At 70.0% G+C, this 22844-nt stretch carries 15 protein-coding genes; 6 read left to right on the forward strand and 9 right to left on the reverse strand.

Annotated elements, in window-relative coordinates; translation table 11 throughout:
• The first annotated feature begins 226 nt into the window (after window positions 1–226).
• From ABGB01_RS18855 to ABGB01_RS18875, 5 genes are read left to right on the forward strand one after another with little or no spacing between them, the layout of a single operon-like run.
• The gene (locus tag ABGB01_RS18855; RefSeq protein WP_347774756.1) at window positions 227–1285 is read left to right on the forward strand and encodes an ABC transporter ATP-binding protein; all 1059 of its coding nucleotides are present in this window, start codon (window positions 227–229) and stop codon (window positions 1283–1285) included.
• Entirely contained in the window at window positions 1278–1958 is a 681-nt protein-coding gene (locus ABGB01_RS18860; protein WP_132517367.1) for an ABC transporter permease, read from the forward strand. Before ABGB01_RS18855 ends, ABGB01_RS18860 begins: the two co-directional genes overlap by 8 nt.
• Window positions 1955–2647: an ABC transporter permease subunit gene (locus ABGB01_RS18865; RefSeq protein WP_347774758.1), complete on the forward strand. Its 693-nt coding sequence runs from the start codon at window positions 1955–1957 to the stop codon at window positions 2645–2647. Before ABGB01_RS18860 ends, ABGB01_RS18865 begins: the two co-directional genes overlap by 4 nt.
• A 37-nt stretch (window positions 2648–2684) precedes the next feature.
• Window positions 2685–3605 (forward strand): ABC transporter substrate-binding protein, encoded by a 921-nt coding sequence (locus ABGB01_RS18870; RefSeq protein ID WP_347774759.1) that lies wholly within the window; start codon window positions 2685–2687, stop codon window positions 3603–3605.
• Window positions 3606–3645: 40 nt separating this feature from the next.
• On the forward strand, window positions 3646–4128 hold the full coding sequence (locus tag ABGB01_RS18875; RefSeq protein ID WP_347774761.1) for a flavin reductase family protein: 483 nt from the start codon (window positions 3646–3648) through the stop codon (window positions 4126–4128).
• A gap of 91 nt (window positions 4129–4219) precedes the next feature.
• Here ABGB01_RS18875 and sppA read toward each other — a convergent pair whose 3' ends face one another.
• Entirely contained in the window at window positions 4220–5917 is a 1698-nt protein-coding gene (gene sppA / locus ABGB01_RS18880) for a signal peptide peptidase SppA (RefSeq protein ID WP_347774762.1), read from the reverse strand.
• 158 nt (window positions 5918–6075) lie between these two features.
• Between sppA and ABGB01_RS18885 the strand changes: the two genes are divergently transcribed.
• Window positions 6076–8835 (forward strand): BTAD domain-containing putative transcriptional regulator, encoded by a 2760-nt coding sequence (locus ABGB01_RS18885; protein WP_347774763.1) that lies wholly within the window; start codon window positions 6076–6078, stop codon window positions 8833–8835.
• A gap of 473 nt (window positions 8836–9308) precedes the next feature.
• Here ABGB01_RS18885 and ABGB01_RS18890 read toward each other — a convergent pair whose 3' ends face one another.
• The 8 genes from ABGB01_RS18890 to ABGB01_RS18925 form a co-directional block, all read right to left on the reverse strand.
• A complete protein-coding gene (locus ABGB01_RS18890) occupies window positions 9309–10664 on the reverse strand; it encodes a S8 family serine peptidase (protein WP_347774764.1) in 1356 nt (451 codons plus the stop codon).
• Between the two features lie 122 nt (window positions 10665–10786).
• Entirely contained in the window at window positions 10787–12157 is a 1371-nt protein-coding gene (locus ABGB01_RS18895) for a S8 family serine peptidase (protein ID WP_347774765.1), read from the reverse strand.
• A gap of 193 nt (window positions 12158–12350) precedes the next feature.
• Window positions 12351–14345 carry a S8 family serine peptidase gene (locus ABGB01_RS18900; RefSeq protein WP_347774767.1) on the reverse strand — a complete coding sequence of 665 codons (1995 nt, stop codon included), beginning with the start codon at window positions 14343–14345 and terminating at the stop codon, window positions 12351–12353.
• 162 nt (window positions 14346–14507) lie between these two features.
• Window positions 14508–16673 (reverse strand): 1,4-alpha-glucan branching protein GlgB, encoded by a 2166-nt coding sequence (glgB, locus tag ABGB01_RS18905; protein WP_347774980.1) that lies wholly within the window; start codon window positions 16671–16673, stop codon window positions 14508–14510.
• Between the two features lie 186 nt (window positions 16674–16859).
• Window positions 16860–17375 (reverse strand): pyridoxamine 5'-phosphate oxidase family protein, encoded by a 516-nt coding sequence (locus tag ABGB01_RS18910; protein WP_347774769.1) that lies wholly within the window; start codon window positions 17373–17375, stop codon window positions 16860–16862.
• Window positions 17376–17428: 53 nt separating this feature from the next.
• Complete coding sequence (locus ABGB01_RS18915; RefSeq protein ID WP_347774771.1) at window positions 17429–18754, reverse strand: phosphotransferase; 1326 nt, start codon at window positions 18752–18754, stop codon at window positions 17429–17431.
• 3 nt (window positions 18755–18757) lie between these two features.
• Complete coding sequence (gene treS / locus ABGB01_RS18920; RefSeq protein ID WP_347774772.1) at window positions 18758–20458, reverse strand: maltose alpha-D-glucosyltransferase; 1701 nt, start codon at window positions 20456–20458, stop codon at window positions 18758–18760.
• Window positions 20459–20529: 71 nt separating this feature from the next.
• The gene (locus tag ABGB01_RS18925) at window positions 20530–22620 is read right to left on the reverse strand and encodes an alpha-1,4-glucan--maltose-1-phosphate maltosyltransferase (RefSeq protein ID WP_347774773.1); all 2091 of its coding nucleotides are present in this window, start codon (window positions 22618–22620) and stop codon (window positions 20530–20532) included.
• Window positions 22621–22844 lie beyond the last annotated feature (224 nt).

Below are 22844 nucleotides of genomic sequence, written 5' to 3' on the forward strand. Positions count from 1 at the left end.
GTGCGCGTCAGGAGATTGTTGTGGTAATCATGCCAACCCGGATGGTCCGGCGCACTACCAGATGCAGATTTCGTGTGAATATCCCTGGTCAGTGAAACGCTTAAGCCCGCCCCGATGGGGACAGAGCGGTCCGGATCGCCGTAGTGTGTGGGTTCAAGAGATCATGCGGCGGTCGTGGCAGGGGGCTGCGACCCCTGCCAGAAGCCCACGGAGCGAGAGTTCGCGCGTGATCACATTCGACGCTGTCACCAAACGTTTCCCGGACGGAACGGTCGCCGTGGACGACCTCACCATGGAGGCTCCCACAGGAGAGATCACCGTGCTCGTCGGGCCCTCGGGCTGCGGCAAGACGACCTCACTCCGGATGATCAACCGCATGATCGACGCCTCGGAGGGACAGATCCTCCTCGACGGGGTGCCGGTGCAGAGCATCGACCCGCCGACCCTGCGTCGCGGTATCGGGTACGTCATCCAGCAGGCCGGCCTGTTCCCGCACCGGAAGATCGTCGACAACATCGCCACCGTCCCCTACCTTCTCGGCTGGGACCGGAAGAAGGCCCGCGACAGGGCCATGGAGCTGCTCGAACGCGTCGGGCTCGACCCGGCGCTGGCCGGCCGTTACCCGTTCCAGCTCTCGGGCGGGCAGCAGCAGCGCGTGGGCGTGGCCAGGGCGCTGGCCGCCGACCCGCCCGTGCTGCTCATGGACGAGCCGTTCAGCGCGGTCGACCCCGTGGTGCGCACGACCCTGCAGGAAGAACTGCTCAGGCTGCAGGACGAGCTGAACAAGACCATCGTGTTCGTCACGCACGACATCGACGAGGCCATCAAGCTCGGCGACCGGGTGGCGGTGCTGCGCGTCGGCGGCCGGCTGGCGCAGCTGGCCGCGCCCAAGACGCTGCTGTCGGAGCCGGCCGACGACTTCGTCCGCGAGTTCCTCGGGCACGACAGGGGGATCAGGCGGCTGCAGTTCGTCTCGACGGAGGGGCTGCGCCTGCGTACCGACCTGACGGTCCGGCAGGACGGCGGCGGCTCGTCGCAGGAGCCGTGGCGGCTGGTCGTCGACGAGCAGGGCGGGCCGGTCGGCTGGATCTCCGGGGAGCGCCCCGACGAGCTGGAGCCGTTCGGGACGTTCCTGTACGGCCGCGACTCGATGCGCTCGGCGCTCGACGCGGCGCTGCTGTCGCCGTCCGGCTGCTCGGTGGCCGTGGACGACGAGGGCAGGGTCGTCGGCGTGGCCACCAGGGAGGCGCTCGACGAGGCGCTGGCGGAGGCCGCAGATGGGTGACGGTCCCCCCTCTCTGTGGGAATGGATCGGGCGCAACTGGGACACCGGCCGGGCGGGCAGCATCAAGGACCTGCTCATCGACCACCTGACCATGTCGCTCGTGCCGATCCTTTTCGCGCTGATCGTGGCACTGCCGCTGGGCCTGGCCTGCGTGCGCTGGCGCTGGCTCTACCAGCCCGCCTCCGGCCTGATGAACGTCGTCTACGCGCTGCCTTCGCTGCCCGTCTTCATGCTGCTGATCTCGGTGACCGGGCTGTCGCAGACCACAGTGATCATTCCGCTCGCCTTCTACGGTGTGGCCGTCCTGCTCCCGGCCGTGGTCGGCGGGCTGGACTCGGTGCCCGACCACGTGCGCCAGTCGGCGGTCGCGATGGGCTTCTCGCCGCTGCGCCGGCTGCTGGCGGTGGAGCTGCCGATCGCGGTGCCGGTGGTGCTGGCCGGCCTCCGGGTGGTCGCGGTCTCCAGCATCAGCCTGGTCAGCGTGGGCGCGCTGATCGGGCAGGGTGGCCTCGGCGGGCTGTTCACCCGGGCGTACCAGAACCCGTTCATGCCGCCGGTGATCGTCGGCATCGTGCTGATCGTGCTGCTGGCACTGATCGCCGACGGTCTGCTGGTCCTGGCTCAGCGGGTGCTCACCCCCTGGGTACGCGTGCGGAAGGGGGCGGCGTCGTGAACTGGCTGACCTCGTTCTTCGTCTGGATGGCCGAGTTCTTCGGCAACGGCGCCAACTGGTCGGGGCCCGGCGGGATTCCCACGCGGCTGCTGGAGCACCTCGAGTTCTCGGCGCTGGCGCTGCTGCTGGCCGTGCTGGTGGCCGTGCCGCTGGGGCTGGCGATCGGGCACACGGGCCGGGGAGAGGTGCTGGTCGTCGTCTCCGCGAACCTGGCCAGGGCGCTGCCCACGCTGGGGTTGCTGGTGATGTTCGTGCTGCTGCTGGGCACGGCCTCGATCTGGCCGGTGATCATTCCGCTGGTGTTGTTGTCGGTGCCGCCGATCCTGGTCAACACCTTCGAGGGCATCAAAGGGGTCGATCCCGAGCTGCGCGACGCGGCGTACGGGATGGGCCTGCGCGGCGGGCAGGTGCTCGGCCGGGTGCTGGTGCCGGTCGCGCTGCCGCTGATCCTGCTGGGCTGCCGGCTGTCGGCGATCCAGGTCGTGGCCACCACGACGGTCGCGGCCTACACCGGGCTCGGCGGCCTGGGACGCTACGTGATCGACGGTTTCGCGACGAAGGATTACGCGAGCGTCGTCGGGGGTTCTGTACTCATTGTGCTGCTCGCGCTCGTGGTGCAGCTCCTGTTCGCGCTCGCGCAGAGGGTGACGGTCTCGCCGGGGGTGAGCCGGCGAGTAAATGTTCGATAGCCTCCTGTATTACCTCCCGCTTGAGAAGGGAAACACCATGAGACGCATGTTCGGCACCGCGGCGGTGCTCGTGTCAGCGGTCCTCACGCTGGCCGCCTGCGGTGGCGGCGGCAGCACGGGCAACCCGCTCGACACCACGAGCGCGGCCCCCAGCGGTTCGGCCTCGGGCGGGGGCAAGGCCGTCATCGGATCGTTCGACTTCGACGAGAGCGTGCTGCTCGCCTCGATCTACGCCCAGGCCCTCGAGGCCAAGGGCGTGCAGGTCGAGGAGAAGCCGCGCATCGGCAGCCGCGAGGCCGTCTACGACCAGGTCAAGAGCGGCGGCCTGACCATCGTGCCGGAGTACAACGGCAACTTGCTCGCCTTCATCGACCAGGCGGCCACGGCCGCCACCACCGACGAGGTGAACACCGCGCTGAAGGAGAAGCTGCCGGCCGAGCTGGAGGTGCTCGACTCCTCGCCCGCCGAGGACAAGGACACCCTGTCCGTCACCAAGGACACCCAGACCAAGCAGTCGCTCACCACCATGGAAGACCTCGCCAAGGCCTCCAAGAGCATGATCGTCGGTGGCCCGCCCGAGTTCAAGAAGCGGTGGGAAGCGCGGTTCAAGGAGGTCTACGGGGTCGAGTTCAAGGAGTGGAAGCCCACCGGGCCCACCACGGCCGACGCGCTGAAGGACGGCACGATCCAGGTCGGCAACGTCTTCAGCACCGACCCGAAGATCGCCGCCAACAACCTGGTGCCGCTCCAGGACACCAAGAACATCTTCCCGGCCCAGAACGTGACGCCGCTGCTCCACAAGGCGTCCGCCTCCGACACGATCCGCACGACGCTCAACGGCATCTCCGCCAAGCTGACCACGCAGTCGTTGCTGGAGATGATGCAGAAGATCTCCGTCAACAAGGACGAGCCCGCCATGGTGGCCGAGGAATGGCTGACCTCCAACGGCCTCGCCTGACGCCCGCCGCGAGGGCCCCACGAAGCCGGAGGCCCTCGCGGTGAGCGAGTTCACGGAGGCGATGGCACAGCTCGCGGCCGGCGTGGCGGTGGTGACCGTACGCGACGGGCGCGACGACCTGGGCGCCACGATCTCGGCGCTGATGTCCGTCTCGATGGAGCCGCCGCTCGTTCTGGTGAGCCTGGGCAGCCGCGGCTACCTGAACGAGGTGCTGCTGCGCCAGGACCGCTGGGCGGCGTCACTGCTGTCGTCGGGACAGGCTGCCATCGCCAGCCGGTTCGCCACCCCCGGGCGGCCCAGCGCCCGCCTGCTGGTGGCCGGCACGCCGCACCACCGGGGGCCGCACACGCAGGCGCTGGTGGTGGAGGGCGGGGTGACCGCGCTGGAGGCCGAGACCACCAAGGTGGTGCCGGCCGGCGACCACACCCTCTACATCGCCACCGTCCTCGCGATCGACTACGTCGAGCCCGAGCTCCAACCCCTCGTACGACTCCGCGGCCGCTATCGCCCCACAGGCGCGTGACCGCGGGTGTCACGTCACCCGACGGCTCCGCTGCCGCGCCACGCGCGCGTGACGGCGGATGTCACCCCGGCGGGCTTTACGTCAACCGAGGTCAGCGGATCGTGTACCACGCGGGCAGGATGAGCGGACCCGCGGCGGGCAGGCCGAGCTCGGCCGACAGCCGGGCCAGCGGTCCCCAGGCGTCCATGCGGATCCTGGCCAGCGCGGCCGACTTGTCCTCGCTCGAGTCGGGGCCGCGCAGGCGCTCCAGCGGGTTGAGCCGGGGATAAGCGCGCACCGGTGCGTCGTCGGCGAGCCCGGCCCGCCTGCGCGCCAGGGCCAGCGCGTCCTCCAGCCCGCCCAGCTCGTCGACCAGCCCGCTCGCCTGCGCGTCTGCGCCGGTCCACACCCGGCCCCTGGCCAGCTCGTGAGCGCGGTCGCGGGTGAGGTCGCGGCTCGCGGCCACCTTGCTCACGAAGTCGTCGTAGATCCGGTCGAGCCAGGCGTTGATCCGCTCCCACTGCTCGGGGGAGAACCCGCGGGACGTGGCGAACATCCCGGCGTTGGCCCCGCTGCCCACGAGCTCGGTGTTCATCCCGATCTTCTCGAACAGCTCGGCGAGGACGGCCTTGCCGCCGTAAACGCCGATCGAGCCCGTCAGCGTGCCCGGCTGCGCCACGATCACGTCGGCGCCCATCGACACGAAGTAGCCGCCGGAGGCGGCCACGTCGCCCATCGACACGATCACCGGCTTGACCTTGCGCGTCAGCGTCACCTCGCGCCACACCGTGTCGCTGGCGACGTAGGAGCCGCCCGGGCTGTCGACCCGGAACACGACGGCCTTGACGTGCTCGTCGCGCCGGGCCGCCCGGAGTGCGGCGCTGATCGTGTCGGAGCCCATCGCCCCGCCCCCGCCGACCGGGCTGCGCCCGCTGCGGCCGGACCTGATCATGCCGTGGCCGTGGACGAGCGCGACCGCGTCGGCCATCGGCTGCGGCAGCTTGCGCACGGCCGCGCTCTTGGCGTAGCGGGAGACGTACAGCAGGTGCGCCTCGGCCCCCGCGGAGCGCTTGACCTCGTCGTAGACCTCGTCGCGGTAGGCCAGCTCGTCGACCAGCCCCGCCTCCAGCGCCTCGGCGGCGGTGAACGGGCCCCGGTCGATCAGCTCGCGCACCTTGGCGGGGTCGAGCCTGCGCCCCTCGGCGATGCCCGCGACCAGGCTCTCGGTGACCGACTCCACGATGCGGCCGATGGACTCGCGGTGGGCCTCGGTCATGTGGTCCTGGGTGAAGGTGTTGGCGGCGGTTTTGTACTCGTGCCGCTGGCCCACTTCGTAGCCGACGCCCAGCTTGGCCAGCGTCCCCTTGACGAAGCGCTGCTCGACCGCCACGCCGGTCAGCCCGACGTCGCCGCTCGGCTGCAGGTAGACGCGCTCGAAGGCGGTGGCCAGGTAGTAGGGCACGGTGCCGCCGCCGAACTCGCCGAACGTCTCCGCGAACGCCACGGCCGGCTTGCCCGAGGCGCGGAAGTGGGTCACCGCCTGGCGCAGCTCCTGCACCATGGCCAGGCCCATCGGGTGTCCCCCGACCTTGACGACCAGCCCTCTGACCCTGGGGTCCTGCCTGGCCCGCCGCAGCCCCGACAGGACGTCGGACAGGCGCGGTTTGCGCATCGACAACACCGCGGCGAGCGGATCCGACGGCGGGCCGTCGGTGAGGCCCTCGGTGAGGTCGAGCTCCAGCACCAGCGGGGCGGTGCGCCGCTGGCGAAGCTTGTCGACGGTTTCGAAGATCGCCTTGCCTGCGTCCATGAAGCCACCCTAAGCGACACGATTCGAAACGCGCTTAGGAGTACGCAGCTACGGGAGACGTCCGGCGGGTCGCCCTCGACGACCTGTACGCGTGAGCACCCGGTTACCGCGATAGCTTCGACCTGAACGCATGGCTCAGGAGAAAGGAGCGGAGCGGGGTGCCCGAGGTTTCGATCCGTCTTCTCGGACCGTTCGAGGTGCGGCTGCCGGACCGTACCGTGACGATCGCCTCGAAACGGCAGCGGGCTCTGCTGGCGAGCCTCGCCCTGCCGCCGGGGCGCGTCGTGCCCGTCGACGTCCTGACCGAGCGCATCTGGGGCGCCGACCTGCCGTCGAGCCCTCGCGAGGCCGTGCAGAACAACGTGCACCGGCTCCGGCGGCTGCTCGGGCCGGAGTTCGGCGGGCTGGTGCGCAACGTCGTCGACGGCTACCTGCTGGACGTCGACCCCGATCAGGTGGACGCGTCGCGGTTCGACCGGCTCGTCCGCGCCGCGGAGCAGGCCACGGACGAGCCCGGGCGCGCCCGGGAACTGCTGCGGGCCGCGCTGGAGTTGTGGCGGGGCGAGCCGCTCGGCGACGTCGCGTCCGACTCGCTCGAGCGCGACCACGCGCCCGCGCTGACCGAGCTTCACCTGGCGGCCGTCGAGCGGCGGATCGATCTGGACCTGGCGCTGGGCGACCGCCCGCCGAGCGCGATGATCGCCGAGCTGCGCGTGCTGACCGCGCGCTTCCCCGTACGCGAGTCGCTCTGGGAGCGGCTGCTGACCGTGCTGATCACGGACCGGCGGCAGGCCGAGGCACTGGAGGCGTACGAGTCCGTACGGAACACGCTCGCGCACACCCTCGGCGCGGACCCGTCGGCGCGGCTGCGACGCCTGCACCGGCAGTTGCTGGCGGGAAGCCCCGAGCCGGAACGCGTGACGCCGCGGCAGCTGCCGCCGGCGCCGGCGGGTTTCGCCGGTCGGACGGCCGAGCTGGCCGCGCTCGACGAGCACCTCGAGCGCTGGTCCGGCAGCGGGTTCGCCCTGGTGGCGGTCCACGGCGTCGGCGGCGCGGGCAAGACCGCGCTCGCGGTGCACTGGGCCAGGCTCAGGCAGGATCGTTTCTCCGACGGGCAGCTCTACCTCGACCTGCACGGCTACGGCCCTGGCCGGCCGGTCACGGCGGAGGCGGCGCTCGGCCGGCTGCTGCGCGCGATCGGCACGCCGCCGGACCGCGTTCCGAACGACGCGGGGGAGGCCGCGGCGCTGCTGCGCACCCTGCTCGCCGGTCGCCGGATGTTGCTGCTCCTCGACAACGCCCACGACGCCGAGCACGTCCGGCCGCTGCTGCCGGGCTCCCACTGCTTCGTGATCGTGACCAGCCGGAGCGACCTGCGCGGCCTGGCGGCACGCGACGGGGCGCACCGGGTGGCGCTGCGCGAGCTGCCCGACGCCGACGCCATGGCGCTGCTGACGGCGGCGATCCCGCGGCACAGGGCGGAGGCGGAGCCCGGCGCGCTGGCCGAGCTGGCCCTGCTGTGCGGACGGCTGCCGCTGGCCCTGCGCATCGCCGCCGAGCTGGGATCCCAGCACCCCGACCGTTCCCTCGCCGAGCTGGTGGACGACCTGAGGCAGCGCCGGAGCCCGCTGGACGCCCTGGCCGACAGCGATCCGGGAGCCGACCTGCGCACGGTGTTCTCGTGGTCGTACGACCTGCTTCCGCCGGACCTGGCGCGCGCGTTCACCCACCTCGGCTGCTACCCGGGCAGCGACATCGGGTTGCCGGGCGCGGCGGCGCTGCTGGACGTCGTGCCGGCCGAGGCGCGCGCCCTGCTCGACCGGCTGGCCGCCGTGCACCTGCTGGAAGCGCGCCGGCCGGGGCGCTACCGGCTGCACGACCTGCTCAGGGAATATGCCGCCGAGCGGCTGGCCGCCGACAGGCCCGAGGCGGGCGGGGCGGCGTTGCGCCGGGTGCTCGACTGGTACGTCCGGGCGGCGACCGAGGCGCGGAGCGCGCTCGGCTTCTCACGCCCGGTCCCGCTCTCGCGCGGCATCGGCGAGAGCACGGTTCCCATGCCCGCCCTTCCCAGCAGCGGTGCGGCAACCGAATGGTTCGAGACCGAACGGAGCACGCTGGTCGCCGCCGTCGGTGCCGCCGCCGACAACGGCCTGCCGGATCACGGCTGGCAACTGGCTGTCGAGATACGGGACTTCCTTGACCGGTCACGCTATTTCGCGGACTGGCTGGCGGCGGGCCGGTCCGGCCTGGAGTGCGCGGAAAAGCTCGATGATCCGCTGGCCGGATACCAGGCCGCGTTCGTGCTCGGCGGCGCTTACTCCAACACCGGCGCCTACCACGAAGCCGACGCGACGCTGCGCGAAGCCCTGCGGCACGCCGAGCGGCTCGGCGACCCCGCGAAGACGTCCCGCGCGCTGAGCGTGCTCGGGCTGGTCTGGCAGCGGGCCGAGGACTTCGACCGCGCGCTCGCCTGCCACCGGCAGGCGGAGATCGCCGCCCGGCCGGCGGCCTCCGCGGTGGCCCGGGCGCACGCGCTGCTCAACTACGGCGCCACCGAAATCCTGGCGGGCTACTGCGCCGAGGCCCTGGGCCACACCCGCGAGGCACTGGAGATCTACCAGGAGCACGGCCTGGAGCTGCAGGAGGCGTGCGCGTTGACCAACCTCGCCGCGGCGTACGAGGGGACCGCCGAATACCCGACGGCCTTGGACCACTGCCAGAAGGCGCTGGTGATCTCGCTGCGGCTGGCCGACGTGAGCGGCCAGGTCGAGTCGCTGACGACCCGGGGCGAGATCCAGCTCGCGATGGGCCGCCCGGATGACGCGCGCGCCTCCTGGGAGGAGGCGCGCGCACTGCTCAGGCCGGCTGATCCCAACTACGCCAGGCTCGATCAGCTGCTCAAGGGCCTGGGCTGCTGATCACGCAGCGCGGACATTGGAGACCTGGAGGGGGTTGCTGTCGGCGCACCTGAGGGTGCGCACCCCGGACTTCGTGCTGTGATCGAGGCACTTGCCGGTGTTCACGGCCGACGCCGGTGCGGCGGCCGGCGTGCGCGGCCCCGGGCGGAACGGGGTCCCCGAAGGACGGGTCACGAGCTTTTTCCCTCCTGTATGTGCGGACACGTCAGTCGACGTCGGCCAAGCACATCAGGGCTCGCTATCAGATCGCTCTCACCTTCCCACCGCTACGGGGAGCGGGGGCGGAGCGGCTGCGGGACGTTCCGACGCAGCGGCGGCGTCGCACGCTCACGATGCCCTGCGGGATCTGTAGGGCTCGACGCAGGGGTGCGTGGATTCTCGGAGGGAGTCGAGCACGGGGCGCATGGCAACGCCGGCGCCCGCAGTGAATGCGGCGGGTGGGTGGTGGAAGACGCGCACCCACCCGCCAGCGGTCAGCGGCCTCGCAGCGCGGCCCACACGTCGATGCGGGGTGTGGTGACCTCCGTGCCCGCGCTCTCGTACGCGATCGGCTTGCCGGTGCGCTTCAGCGTCCCCAGCAGCTTGTCCACCGGGGCGTGGCGGCGCTTCTGGTGCAGCAGCGCGAAGGCGCCCGCCACGTGCGGGGCGGCCATCGAGGTGCCGCTGAGCGTCGCGTACGTGTTCCCGGCGATCGCCCCCGTGATGGACACCCCCGGCGCGTAGACGTCGATCAGCGTGCCGCGGTTGGAGAAGGAGGCCACGGCGTCCTGCTTGTCCGTGGCGCCCACGGCGACGGTGTTCGAGACGCACGCCGGCCACGACACCGACGCGTCGAAGCCGTTGTTGCCCGAGGCGACCACCGTGGCGACGCCCTTGGCGTAGAGCTTGTCCACCTCGGCCTTGAAGTCGGCTCCATCGCCCGTGTCACAGGAGGTGGCGTACTCCCCGCCGCCCAGGCTGAGGTTGACGGAGGCGATGTTGTACTGGTCGGCCAGCAGGTCGACGTACGCCATGCCGGTCAGGATCGACGAGTCGTAGGCCAGGATGCAGACGGGCCGGCCGGAGCAGTACGGCGAGTTGTCGAAGCGGCTGAACACCTGCACCGGCACGATCTGAGCCTTGGGCGCGACGCCGTCGGCGGCGAACTCGGGCGTCCGCTGCCCGGCGGTGATGCCGGCGACGTGCGTGCCGTGGTAGCAGAGGCCGTACTGCGGCTGCGGGGCGTCCTTCATACAGGCCGTGCTCTCGGCGTTGGCGGCGCCGTCGCCGATCTGGAACTGGCTGCCGTTGGCGCACAGCGGCGTGGAGCGGTCGGCGGAGTCGCCCGCCGAGAAGCACGCCTGGGCCACGATGCGCCCGCCGAAGGCCGGGTGGTCGTTGTCGATGCCGGAGTCCAGGATCGCGACGGCGGTGCCCTTGCCGTTGGAGCCTCGCTTGTGCGCCCGGTCGGCGCCGATCAAGGGGATGCTCTCCACCAGTGAGGGCTCGTTGAGCTTGTCCTTGCGGATCGAGACGACCCCGGTCTGCTCGGCGAGCTGCTCGAGCTCCGCGCGGGTACCGCGGTAGACGAAGAAGTCCAGCAGACCGGCCACTTCGGCGGGCGGCTCCGCGAAGACGTTCTTCTTGTCCCGCTTGATCCCTTCTGCGCTGGAGAGCATGGACTTCACCAGGGCGGGCTGTTGCACGCGGACGATGGCGCGGTGCTCGCCGCTCGCCGTGATCGCAGGATCGATCTTGGTTTCGGGGTCGGCGAGAGCGGGTGTGGCGACGAGCGCGGCCGAGGTGGCGGCTAAGGCGATCGCGCCGGCCAGCAGAGACGACAGTCTCAACTGATCCTCCGGTGGTTCGGGGGGCATTTCTCACCGGAAGTGTAGTAATCGGACAAGTGTTGTCAGAGAGGCGGATGGGTTCTGTTACCTGTTCTTGTTCTGTCCCGTTCCGTGGCGCCCGTTCAGACGCGTGCGGCAGGGGTGGCCCGCTCGGCGTCGATCCTGGCGGTGACCGTCGACGTGCCCCTGGCGTCGTACCGGATGGGCGTGCCCGTGCTCTTCAACCGCTGCAGGCTCTGCGCGACGGTGTTGTTCGCGTACGCCTGCTTCATCAGCGCGAACATCCCGGCCACGTGGGGTGCGGCCATCGAGGTGCCGCTCAGCTCGCCGTACGCGTCGCCGGGAACCGAGGAGTTGATGTCCACCCCGGGCGCGAAGAGGTCCAGCATGGCCCCCCGGTTGCTGAACGCCGCAGGGGTGTCGTCGTCGCCGGTCGCGCCCACCGTGACGGCGGTGGAGATGCAGGCGGGGGAGGAGACGCTGTTCGGGGAGCCGTTGTTGCCGGCCGCCACCACCGGCGCCACGCCCAGCGCCACGAGCGCGTCGAACTCCGGCTTGACCCCCGCGGCGGCGGGGTCCGCGTCGCACGCCTCGCTGAACAGGTCCCCGCCGGCCATGCTCAGGTTCACCGCCGCGACGTTGTTGGCCCTGGCGACCCGGGCCACGTACTCCAGCGCCAGCTTCTGGTCCGAGGTGTAGCTGAGGAAGCAGGGGGTGCCGCCGCCCGACCCGCAGGTCATGGGGTTGTCCACGCGGCTGAAGACCTGGATCGCCAGGATGCGCGCCGCGGGGGCGACACCGTTGGACGGCGCCCCCGCGGTTACGGCGCCCGCCGCGATGCCGGCCACGTGCGTGCCGTGCGAGCAGGCGTTCGACCCGTTGACCAGGCACTGGGCGGTTTCGGCGTCCGCCGAGCCCGGCCCGGTCTGGCTCGGCTGGCTGTTCGGGCAGAGCGAGACGGTGCCGTCGCCGGCGTCGGAGGAGGAGAAGCACGCCTCGTCCACCAGCCGGCCGCGGAAGAACGGGTGGTCGCGGTCGATCCCCGTGTCGAGCACGGCGACCGTCGTGCCCCTCCCCGTCCAGCCGGCGGTGTTCGCCCGGTCCGAGCGGATCAGGGCGGTGCTGGCGTCCAGCGTCGGGTGGCGCAGCTCGTCCTTGTAGACGGACTGGACCCTCGCGTCCTTCCTGAGCTTGGCCAGCGTGCGCTGGTCCACCTCGGCGACGAAGAAGTGCGGCGATGACGCCGCCTCCAGGACCCGGCTCCCCTCCGAGGCCTGTTCGAGGTCCTTGGCCACGGCCTGGGCGTTCTGGCCCGGCTTGACCTGGATGATGGAGCGTACCCGGGTCTTCGCCTTGATCTCCGCGACGAGCGCGGGGCTGATGACGGGGTCGTTGGTGTCTTTCGTGTCGGCTTGCAGCGGCGGGGTCGCACACAGCACGGCGCACAGGACGGCCAGCGCGCTCGCGCGGGCCGTCAGAGACCGTAGCCTCACATGTTCCTCCGAAGGTCGGTTTCGTCCTCGAGGCGGGAGCGTTCCGGCTCCTGGCCCGCGTACAGCCGCATACATCCCCCTTGCCACAAGGGTGATGTGGGAGATGAAAGCGAGCTGCGCGACCTTGGAGACGTTTTTGCCTCAGGGCGACCCATGGGAAAGGCCGGTCGTAAGAGACCGGCCTTCCCATTGATCACTTGGTGGACTTGATGACCTTGTTCGCCGCCTTCTTCAGCGCCGTCGCGGAGGGCCTCTTGCTGAGCCGCACCTTCTCGGCGGCGGCCAGCGTCGTAGTGCCGTTCGTGCCGTGCGCCCAGTTCAGCCAGGCCGTCAGCAGCGCGCCGTCCAGCTTGGCCTTGCCGGTGCGGGTGTTCTTCAGCACCCGGTACGCCTTGCCGAGCGAGGACGCCTTCGTCAGCTCGGGGAACACCTTGCTCGACTTGCTGATCAGCTTCAGGTAGCAGGTGAGCGTGTCGTCAGGGATCGTCCCGCTGCTGCGGTGGATCTCCACGGCCCACTTCCCGGCCGTCAGCTTCCTGGCCGCCTTGCCCCGCGTGCAGACGGTGGCCGCCGGTTTCGCGACCGGGCTCGCGGTGACCGTCACCGTGACCGTCACGGTGGGCAGCGGCACCGGCTCGGGGTCGGGGGCAGGGTCCGGGCCCGGGTCCGCCGGGTCGTCGGGCTCGGGGGAAGGGCCGCTGCTGTCGCCGGGGTCGGGCTCGGGGTCCTGGTCGGGCGGGGCCACCGGGGTCTGCGAGATCGGCGGCTGCGGCGCCGTCCCGGCCAGTGCCGCCGCCAGGTCGAGGCGCGGCGTGGTGACCTGGGTGCCGTTGGCCTCGTACACGTACGGCCTGCCGGTCGCCTTCAGCCTGTCGATCAGGTCGGCCATCGGGGTCTCCGGGGAGGCCGCCTTCATCAGTGCCAGCGCGCCGGCCACGTGCGGTGTCGCCATGGAGGTGCCGCTGTAGACGGTGGTGGTGTTGTCCGGCACCGACGACTCGATGTCCACGCCGGGCGCGAACAGGTCCAGCAGGGCGCCGCGGTTGGAGAAGTCCGCGATGGCGTCGCCTCCGTCGTTCGCGCCCACGGTCACGGCGCTGGAGACGCAGGCGGGGTACGAAGCCCCTTCGAAGTACTCGTTGCCCGCGGCCACCACGGTCGCGATGCCCTTGGCCAGCAGCGCGTCGATCTTCGGCTTGAAGACCGAGCCTTCCTCGGAGGTGTCGCACGCGCCTTCGTACAACATCCCGCCCAGGCTCAGGTTGACCGCCGCGATCGGCTGGCTCAGCCCGGCCACGTGGTCCATGGCCTGCAGCAGCGACGACTCGTAGGCCAGCAGGCACGACGGCTCGCCGCAGAGGTTCTCGTCGTTGACCCGGCTGAACACCTGCACCGCCACGATGCTCGCCCCTGGCGCCACGCCATTGGCGCCGGCCGCGATGCCCGCCACGTGGGAGCCGTGGTCGCACAGGTTCACGCCGCCGGACAGGCACTTCTCGGTGGTCGCGTCCGCCGCGCCGGGCCCGGTCTGCTGCGTCTGCTGGTTCGGGCAGAGCGTCTCGACGCCGGGCTCCACCGCGGAGAAGCAGGCCTCGGCCACGACCCGGCCGTTGTACCACGGGTGGTCGGGGTCGATGCCGGTGTCGAGCACCGCCACCGCCTGGCCGGCGCCGGTGTGGCCCTTCGCGTGCGCCTGGTCGGCGCCGATCAGCGTGAGGTTGGAGCCGACCTGGGTGGGCGTGTACGTCCTGTCACGGCGGATGGAGGCGACCCGCGGGTCCTCGGCCAGCTTGGCCAGCTCCTCCGCGGTGCCGTTCACGACCATGAACGTCTGGCTCTGCGGCTGCAGCACCACGTCCACGCTCTCGGCGGCGGCCTGGGCCGCCACGGGAGCGTTCTGCGCGGGGCCGGTCAGCTCGACGATGGCCCGAGCCGTGCCGCCGTCGACCCCTAAGCCCTCCTCGACCTTGTCCTCGGGCGAGGCCGGGGCAGGGGACTCGGGCGGTGTGTCCGGCGGTGTGTCCGGAGGGGCCCCGGACTCGGCCGGGGGCGGGGACTCGGCCGGGGGCGCCTGGGACCCCGTCACGGTGGGCGACGGGGTGGTCGTCGGATCGTCGGCATGGGCCGGGCCGGACAGTGGCAGCAGGGCCAGGACGATCGAGCATACGATCAGGGGGCGAAGTCGCACGCGTCCTCCGAGAGGGGATGATCTCGGAGTTTATGGTGATTTACCCGACAGGCACAGGGCTCCCGCCCGCTTTCTCACCGAACTTTCAGTGACCGCCGTCAACCACCGTGCATCGCCGATCGACCACCGATCAGCCGCCGTCCGCCGCCGATCAGCCACCCATCAGCCGCTGTCCACCGCCGGCGCCTCGTGCGTGAGCCAGACCGCGCCGAGCGGCGGCACCCGCAGCGTCGTCGAGTGCGGCAACCCGTGCCACGGCTCGTCACCCGCCTCCACCATGCCCATGTTCCCCACGCCGCTGCCCCAGTAGTCGTAGGCGTCGGTGTTGACGATCTCCGTCCACTGGCCACCGTACGGAAGCCCGAGCCGGTAGTTCTCGTGCGGCCCGCCGCTGAAGTTGACCACGCACGCCACCGCGGACCCGTCGCTCCCGTAACGGACGAACGAGAACGTGTTGCCCGAGGCGTCGTCGGCGTCGATCCAGCGGAACCCCTCGGGCGCGTGGTCCTGCTGCCACAGCGCCGGGGTCTCCTTGTAGACGCGGTTGAGATCGCGTACGAGCCGCTGCACGCCCTGGTGCCCGTCGAACTCCAGCACCCACCAGTCGAGCCCGCGCTCCTCCGACCACTCCGAGCCCTGGCCGAACTCGCTGCCCATGAACAGCAGCTGCTTGCCCGGATGGGCCCACATGAACGCCAGCAGCGCCCGCAGCTGCGCGAACCGCTGCCACTCGTCGCCGGGCATCTTGCCCAGCAGCGAGCCCTTGCCGTGCACGACCTCGTCGTGCGACAGCGGCAGCACGTAGTTCTCCGAGTACGCGTACAGCAGCGAGAACGTCATCTGATGGTGGTGGTACTGGCGGAAGACCGGCTCGTGGCGCAGGTATTCGAGCGTGTCGTGCATCCAGCCCATGTTCCACTTGAACCCGAAGCCGAGACCGCCCAGATGCACCGGGCGCGACACCCCCGGCCAGGCCGTCGACTCCTCGGCCACGGTCGAGATGCCGGGCGCCTCGCGGTAGCACACGGAGTTCATCTCCTTGAGGAAGTCCACCGCGTCGAGGTTCTCCCTGCCGCCGTGAACGTTCGGCGTCCACTCGCCCTCGCGGCGCGAGTAGTCGAGGTAGAGCATCGACGCCACCGCGTCCACCCGCAGCCCGTCGACGTGGAACTCCTTCAGCCAGTAGAGGGCGTTCGCCACCAGGAAGTTCCTGACCTCCCTGCGACCGAAGTCGAACACGTACGTGCCCCAGTCGGGGTGCTCGCCCCTGGCCGGGTCGGCGTGCTCGTACAGCGGCGTGCCGTCGAAGCGCGCGAGCGCCCAGTCGTCCATGGGGAAGTGGGCCGGCACCCAGTCGAGCAGCACCCCGACGCCGCGCTGGTGCAGCAGGTCCACGAACCGGCGGAAATCGTCAGGCGTGCCGAACCTGGCCGTCGGCGCGTAGTAGGACGTCACCTGGTAGCCCCACGAACCCCCGAACGGGTGCTCGGCCACCGGCAGCAGCTCCACGTGCGTGAATCCCAGGTCGGACACGTACGCGGAGAGCTGCTCGGCCAGCTCGACGTACGACAGCCCCGGCCGCCACGACCCCAGGTGCACCTCGTAGATGCTCATGGGGCCGTGCTGCGGCTGCCGCTCGCGCCGCTCGGCCATCCACGTGCCGTCCTCCCAGATGTGCTCGGACCTGTCCACCACGGACGCCGTCATCGGCGGCACCTCGGTCCGCCTGGCCATCGGGTCGGCCTTGTCGCGCCACATCCCGTCGGCGCCGAGAATCTGGTACTTGTACCGCTCGCCCACCCCGAGCCCCGGAATGAACAGCTCCCACACCCCCGAACGCCCCAGCGAGCGCATCGGGTAGCCGGCGCCGTCCCAGTGGTTGAAGTCGCCGACGACCCTGATGCCGCGCGCGTTGGGCGCCCACACCGCGAACGCCGTGCCGTTGACGTCCTCGTGCTCCATCACGCGGGCGCCGAGCACCTCCCAGAGCCGCTCGTGCCGCCCCTCGCCGATGAGGTGCAGGTCCACCTCGCCGAGCGTGGGCCAGTGCCGGTAGGGGTCACGCATCACGTACGGCTCCGCGCCGGCGTACCTGACCCTCAACGCGTAGCCGGGGACCTTGTCGAGCCCGGGGACGGTGACCTCGAACACGCCGTGGGCCTGGTGTTTCATGGTGTGGGCCGTACCGTCGTCGAGCACCACCTCGACCCGCTCGGCCAGCGGCCGCAGGGCGCGGAAGACCATCCCGCCCGCCACGGGATGCGCGCCCAGCACGGAGTGCGGATCGTGATGCGCTCCGCCCGCCAGGCGGTCGAGCTCTGTCCTCATCGGCATACTCCCCACCTTGCCCCATGATGACCGTCCATCCCAGGCACTGCCCGCTATCACCGAGACAATCACCGAAAGTGCAAAATCCGGGTTCATCCACAAGGTGGAGCTCAGAGTCTTTTCCCGTTCTTAACCCGGCATACCGTCCCCCCGCCGCCGCGCAACCAGCGCCGCCGGCCAGGTTGGCTAGTCGGTGAAGTCCCACCGGGTGTGGCTGAACCCGCCCGTCTTACCGAACCCCAGCGCCTGGGCCGGGCGCACTTGGTACACCAGGGGTTCGTGCCCGTGCATGCGGAAGACGCCGTCGTCGTCGACCTCGGCGGCCCAGGCGCTGCCGTATTTGGCGGTGTGGGCGTCGGCCACCCGGCGCAACACCTGCCGGTCCCGCACCGGGACGGCGTCGCCGTGCAGGACGATGTCCAGGCCGTCGTTCCACCGGTTGCACCCGGTGGTCACCGCGCAGTGTGCGCCGGCCGCGAGGTTCTTCGACTTCTGCTCCTCCGGTCCGCTGGAGAAGTAGAAGGTGTCGTCCAGCCAGACCCCGACGACCGGAGTGACGTGTGGCCGCCCGCCGGGCCGGACGGTGGACACCCAGAACAGCTCCGCGTCCCGGAGGTGGGCGACAGCGTGCGGCCACGGGGTGGGCCGGGCGTCGTCGCTGCTGTACCGCGGATCGATGGTGGTTTCTGGCGTACGTACCACGGTTCCCCCTCAACGGCGGTCGGCGAACCATCTGCTACCCCGATCCCGGCACTCTAGCGGGGGCGGAAGGCGGCCAGGGGGATCGGCAACCACGAGGGCCGGTTGCGGGCCTCGTAGAGCACCTCGTACACGGCCTTCGACAGCTCGAACGCCCTCAGCAGCACCGCGTCCCCGCGCGTGATCACGCCGCCGCCCTCGGCGTACCCGTCGAGGAACGCGGCCCTGTTGCGGTCGGCCCACTCCTGGGCCCGCGGCTCCAGTGCCTCCGCCTCGGAGTGGCCGGCCAGCAGGTGCCTGGCCGCGTAGTCGAACGAGCGCAACATCCCCGCCACGTCGCGCAGCGGCGACGACAGCGCCCTGCGCTCGGCCAGCGGCTGCCCCGGCTCGCCCTCGAAGTCCAGCACCACCCAGTCCGTCGTGGTGCGCAGCACCTGGCCGAGGTGGTAGTCGCCGTGAACACGCTGCACGGGCACCTCGTTGGTGAGCAGCTCCACCTGGTGGTAGGCGTGCTCAATGCCGGTCACATGCCGGCGCAACTCGGGCACCTCAGACACGGCGCGGCCGAGCCGGCGTCGGAAGCCCTCGGCCATGCGCTTGACCTCGTGGGGCTCGATGACGTCCGTGGGGAAGGCGGCGGCCAGCTCGCGGTGCACGCGGGCGGTGGCCGTGCCCAGCCGCAGCGACTCGGCCGCGAAGTCCCCTCCGGCCTCGGACGCCGGGACCTCGGGCAGCAAGGCGTAGAGGTCGCGCACGCTGGCCAGGGCGAGGTCCCAGCCGTCGTTCGCGGTGGACAGGAACTCCTGCATGAACGCGAGCGTGGTGCCGGTGCCGTCGAGGTCGGTCTCGATCCACCCGTACGGCTGCGCGATGTGCGGCGCGTTCCTGGCGGCCAGTGCGGTGACGATCTCCAGCTCGGGGTTGACGCCGGGGATGAGCCGGCGGAACAGCTTGCAGATGTAGGCGTCGCCGTACACGAGAGAGGTGTTGGACTGCTCGGCGCTCAGCACCACGCTGCGCGGCTCGGTGTCGATGACGGCGCCGGGGACGTGGCGCATGCGCAGGCCGCTGCGTTCCTCGTCGTGGGCCATCCCGTCGAGCAGCCAGTCCGTGCGCTCGGCGTCGTGCACGGCGTCGTAGAGGTAGACGTCGCCGATCGTGCCGATCAGCGCGTGGGCGAGCCGGTCGGGGAGCGAGGGGCGCTCCCCGAGCAGCACCTGGTAACGCTCGCGCGAGCCCTCCTGCCAGACGGCGACGATCAGATGCCGGAGCCCGGGGGTCAGCTCGACGTCCGAGTCGATCGACAGACTGTCGATCAGGCGCCCCTTGCCACCGAACCAACGCTGGCGGCCGATCCATGCGGCAAGGAGCTCGTCAAGCACGTCCTACTCCTCCTGGATGACGGCCGGCGGGAGTGTGAACCAGTAGAACCCATGCCCGGGAAGCGTCAAAAGATACGGAAGTTCGCCAATTGCCGGGAATGGGACCCCACCCATCGTCTCCACGGGAGCGACGCCGACGAACCTGCGCAGATCGAGCTCGACCGGCTGCGGGAAGCGCGACAGGTTGTTCACGCACAACATGCGGTCGTCGCCCAGCTCGCGTACGAACGCCAGCACGCTGGGGTTGGAGGAGTTGAGCTCGGCGTAACCGCCCAGCCCGAAGACCGGGTGCCGCTTGCGGATCTCGATCATGCGCCTGGTCCAGTGCAGCAGCGAGCCGGCGTTCTTCTGCTGGGCCTCGACGTTGATGGCCTGGTAGCCGTAGATCGGGTCCATGATGACCGGCAGGTAGAGCCGCCCGGGGTCGCAGTCGGAGAAGCCGGCGTTGCGGTCGGGGTCCCACTGCATGGGGGTGCGCACGCCGTCGCGGTCGCCGAGCCAGATGTTGTCGCCCATGCCGATCTCGTCACCGTAGTAGAGCACCGGAGAGCCCGGCAGCGACAGGAGCAGCGCGGTGAACAGTTCGATCTGGTTGCGGTCGTTCTCCAGCAGGGGGGCCAGGCGACGGCGGATGCCGACATTCGCCCGCATGCGGGGGTCTTTAGCGTATTCGGTGTACATGTAGTCGCGTTCTTCGTCCGTGACCATTTCGAGCGTGAGCTCGTCATGGTTGCGGAGGAAGATTCCCCATTGGCAATTTTCCGGAATTTTCGGCGTTTGGGCGAGAATTTCGGAAATGGGGTAGCGGGATTCCCGGCGTACGGCCATGAAGATCCGCGGCATCAAGGGGAAGTGGAATGCCATGTGGCATTCGTCCCCGCCGCCCACCGGGTCGCCGAAATACTCCACGACGTCCGACGGCCACTGGTTCGCCTCGGCGAGCAGCACCCGGTCGGGGAAGAGGCGGTCGACCTCCGACCTGATCCGCTTGAGGTACTGGTGCGTCCTCGGGAGGTTCTCGCAGTTGGTGTTCTCCTCCTCGAAGAGGTAGGGGACCGCGTCCAGCCGGAACCCGTCGATGCCCAGGTCCAGCCAGAACCTCAGCACCTCCAGCATCGCGTCCTGCACGGCCGGGTTCTCGTAGTTGAGGTCGGGCTGGTGGTGGAAGAAGCGGTGCCAGTAGTACTGGCCGCGCACGGGGTCGTAGGTCCAGTTGGACGTCTCGGTGTCGATGAAGATGATCCGGGCGTCCTGGTACTTCTCGTCGGTGTCGGACCACACGTAGAAGTCGCCGAACGGGCCCTCGGGGTCGTGCCGCGAGGCCTGGAACCAGGGGTGGGCGTCGCTGGTGTGGTTCATGACGAGGTCGGCGATGACGCGCATGCCGCGCTTGTGTGCCTCGTCCACGAGCTTCACGAAGTCTCCCAGGTCCCCGAACTCGGGCAGGATCTTCATGAAGTCGGCGATGTCGTAGCCGCCGTCACGCAGCGGCGACTCGTACAGCGGCAGCAGCCACAGGCAGTCGACGCCGAGCCACTGCAGATAGTCGAGACGGCTGATGAGCCCTCGCATGTCGCCGGTCCCGTCGCCGTTGGAGTCGGCGAAACCCCTGATCAGGACCTCGTAGAAGACCGCACGTTTGTACCAGTAGGGGTCGCGTGGCTTCTCTTCGTCAAAGGTGTTGGGAATGGGTGTGATGCTCATGAGCGGCCTCGCAGGGTGCTCATGAGGGAGGCGCTGTCACACACGTTGAAGACTCCCCGCTGAATTCAGTTCTACCGTGGCGCGGCTCGTACGGTGAGAATATGGGCAGGTTGGATGTGGGGGTCGAGGCGTACATAGTTGCTCTGTCTCCAGCGGTACGACTCGCCCGACAGCTCGTCGTCGACGACGAACTCCGCGTTCCAGTCGAGACCGATGGCGGGCAGGTCGAGATCCACGGTCGCCTCATGGGTGTGGTGTGGATCCAAGTTGATGACCGCGAGCACGACGTCGCCCATCCCGTGCCTTCGTGTGGCCGGGTCGTAGGCGCCCGGCAGCCGTTTGGAGAAGCAGACGATGTCCGGTTGGTCGACCCTGTGGAATCGTAGGTTACGCAATTCCTGCAGTGCCGGATGCGCTCTTCGGAACAAATTCAGATGAGTGATGAAGGGAGCCAGACTACGTCCCTCGCGTTCGGCTGTAACCCAATCGCGAGGCTTGTACTGATATTTTTCGCTATCCAGGTATTCTTCGCTACCCGGGCGTACCGGTACGTTCTCCCCCAGTTCATACCCGGAGTAGACACCCCAGGCCGGCGACGTCAGCGCGGCCAGCACCGCCCTGATCTTGAACGCCGGGACGCCTCCGTGTTGCAGATATTCGTGCAGGATGTCCGGCGTGTTGACGAACAGGTTCGGCCGCAGATAGTGCGAGGTCTCGTGGGCCAGCTCCGACAGGTAGCCCTCCACGTCGTGCTTGGAGTTCTTCCACGTGTAGTACGTGTACGACTGGTGGAAGCCGACCTTGGCCAGCGCGCGCATCATCGCCGGCCGGGTGAACGCCTCCGACAGGAAGATCACGTCGGGATCGGTCGTGTGGATGTCGGCCAGCAGCCGCTCCCAGAACACCACCGGCTTCGTGTGCGGGTTGTCCACCCGGAAGATGCGCACGCCGTGCCGTATCCAGTGCAGCAGCACCCGCTTGACCTCGGCGTAGACGCCCTCCGGATCCTTGTCGAAGTTGACCGGGTAGATGTCCTGATATTTCTTCGGCGGGTTCTCGGCGTACGCGATCGACCCGTCCGCCCTGATCGTGAACCACTCCGGGTGCTCCTTCACCCACGGGTGGTCGGGCGAGCACTGCAACGCGAAGTCGAGCGCCACCTCCATGCCCAGCTCCCTGGCCCGGCCGACGAACTCGTCGAAGTCCTCCAGCGTGCCGAGGTCGGGGTGGACGGCGTCGTGACCGCCGTCCTCCGACCCGATCGCCCACGGCGAGCCGGGATCGTCGGGCTCGGGACTGAGCGTGTTGTTGCGCCCCTTGCGGTGCGTCGTGCCGATCGGGTGGACGGGCGGCAGGTAGACGACGTCGAAGCCCATCTTGGCGATCGCGGGCAGCCGCCTGGCGGCGGTCTGGAAGGTGCCGGACTTGGAGACGCCGAACTCGTCGACGATCGCCCCCTCCGACCGGGGAAAGAACTCGTACCAGGAGCCGTAGAGCGCCCTGCGCCGGTCGACCCTGATCTTGTGCGACCTGGACCTGGTCACCAGCTCGCGGAACGGGTGGGCCTGCAGCAGCGCCGCGGTCTCGGGAAGCTGGGCGATCGACAACCGCGCCCGCGGGTCGAGATCCTCGTCCCGCAGCGTGGCGGAGATCGACAGCAGCGCCGCGCGGTGCCCGCACGCGCTCTCGCCGTTGCCGTTCTGCCTGCGCTGCCCGTTCGCGCCGGCGTGCCCCTCCTGGGCCGGCCGGTCGTTCGCGCAGTCGGCCACCCGCACGGCCCTGGCGGCCCGCTCGAACAGCCGCGCGCCCTCCTCGCACATGAGGTCGACGTCCATCCCGCGCGGGATCTTGATCTCGGCGTCGTGCAGCCACGTGCTGATCGGATCGCTCCACGCCTCCACGCGGAACAGCCAGTCGCCCTCGGCCGGCAGGCACACCTCCACACCCCAGCGGTCGGTGCCCGGCGCCAGCTCGCGCATCGGTCTCAGCGGCCCGCGCTGCCCGTCGGGCGCGGTCATCACCACGCCCGCGGCCACCGCGTCGTGGCCCTCTCTGAACACGGTCGCCGAGACCTCGAAGGTCTCGCCGGCGACCGCCTTGGCGGGCCACTGCCCGCAGTCGACGACGGGGGAGATGTCCGTGATGGGAATTCGTCCGATCATCGCATTCAAGGGTTTGCGGCGACACACTCGGTGCCGCCGGAGGCTTTCCGTGGATGCACACGCCGTTGCCGGTGGTCCGCTGGAGGCGGCCTACCCTGGCAGTAACGATCCTTGCACGTTATTTCTGGACAGCAGCGGATAGACCTCCCGAGTGTGTCTGTGGGAGGGCCAACAAAGAGGAAAGTTGCCCCAATGGTGCCTCTTCATGCTTGTTCCTGGAAGGG

Source organism: Nonomuraea sp. B5E05 (genome assembly GCF_039880665.1).
In the GTDB taxonomy this organism is placed as follows: domain Bacteria; phylum Actinomycetota; class Actinomycetes; order Streptosporangiales; family Streptosporangiaceae; genus Nonomuraea.

Bases quoted from the DNA above. Each gene is read 5' to 3' on its own strand.
- ABGB01_RS18860 (WP_132517367.1), top strand. From the start codon at position 1,278: ATGGGTGACGGTCCCCCCTCTCTGTGGGAATGGATCGGGCGCAACTGG.
- ABGB01_RS18870 (WP_347774759.1), top strand. From the start codon at position 2,685: ATGAGACGCATGTTCGGCACCGCGGCGGTGCTCGTGTCAGCGGTCCTC.
- sppA (WP_347774762.1), bottom strand. From the start codon at position 5,917: ATGGACGCAGGCAAGGCGATCTTCGAAACCGTCGACAAGCTTCGCCAG.
- glgB (WP_347774980.1), bottom strand. From the start codon at position 16,673: ATGAGGACAGAGCTCGACCGCCTGGCGGGCGGAGCGCATCACGATCCG.
- treS (WP_347774772.1), bottom strand. From the start codon at position 20,458: ATGAGCATCACACCCATTCCCAACACCTTTGACGAAGAGAAGCCACGC.
- ABGB01_RS18925 (WP_347774773.1), bottom strand. From the start codon at position 22,620: ATGATCGGACGAATTCCCATCACGGACATCTCCCCCGTCGTCGACTGC.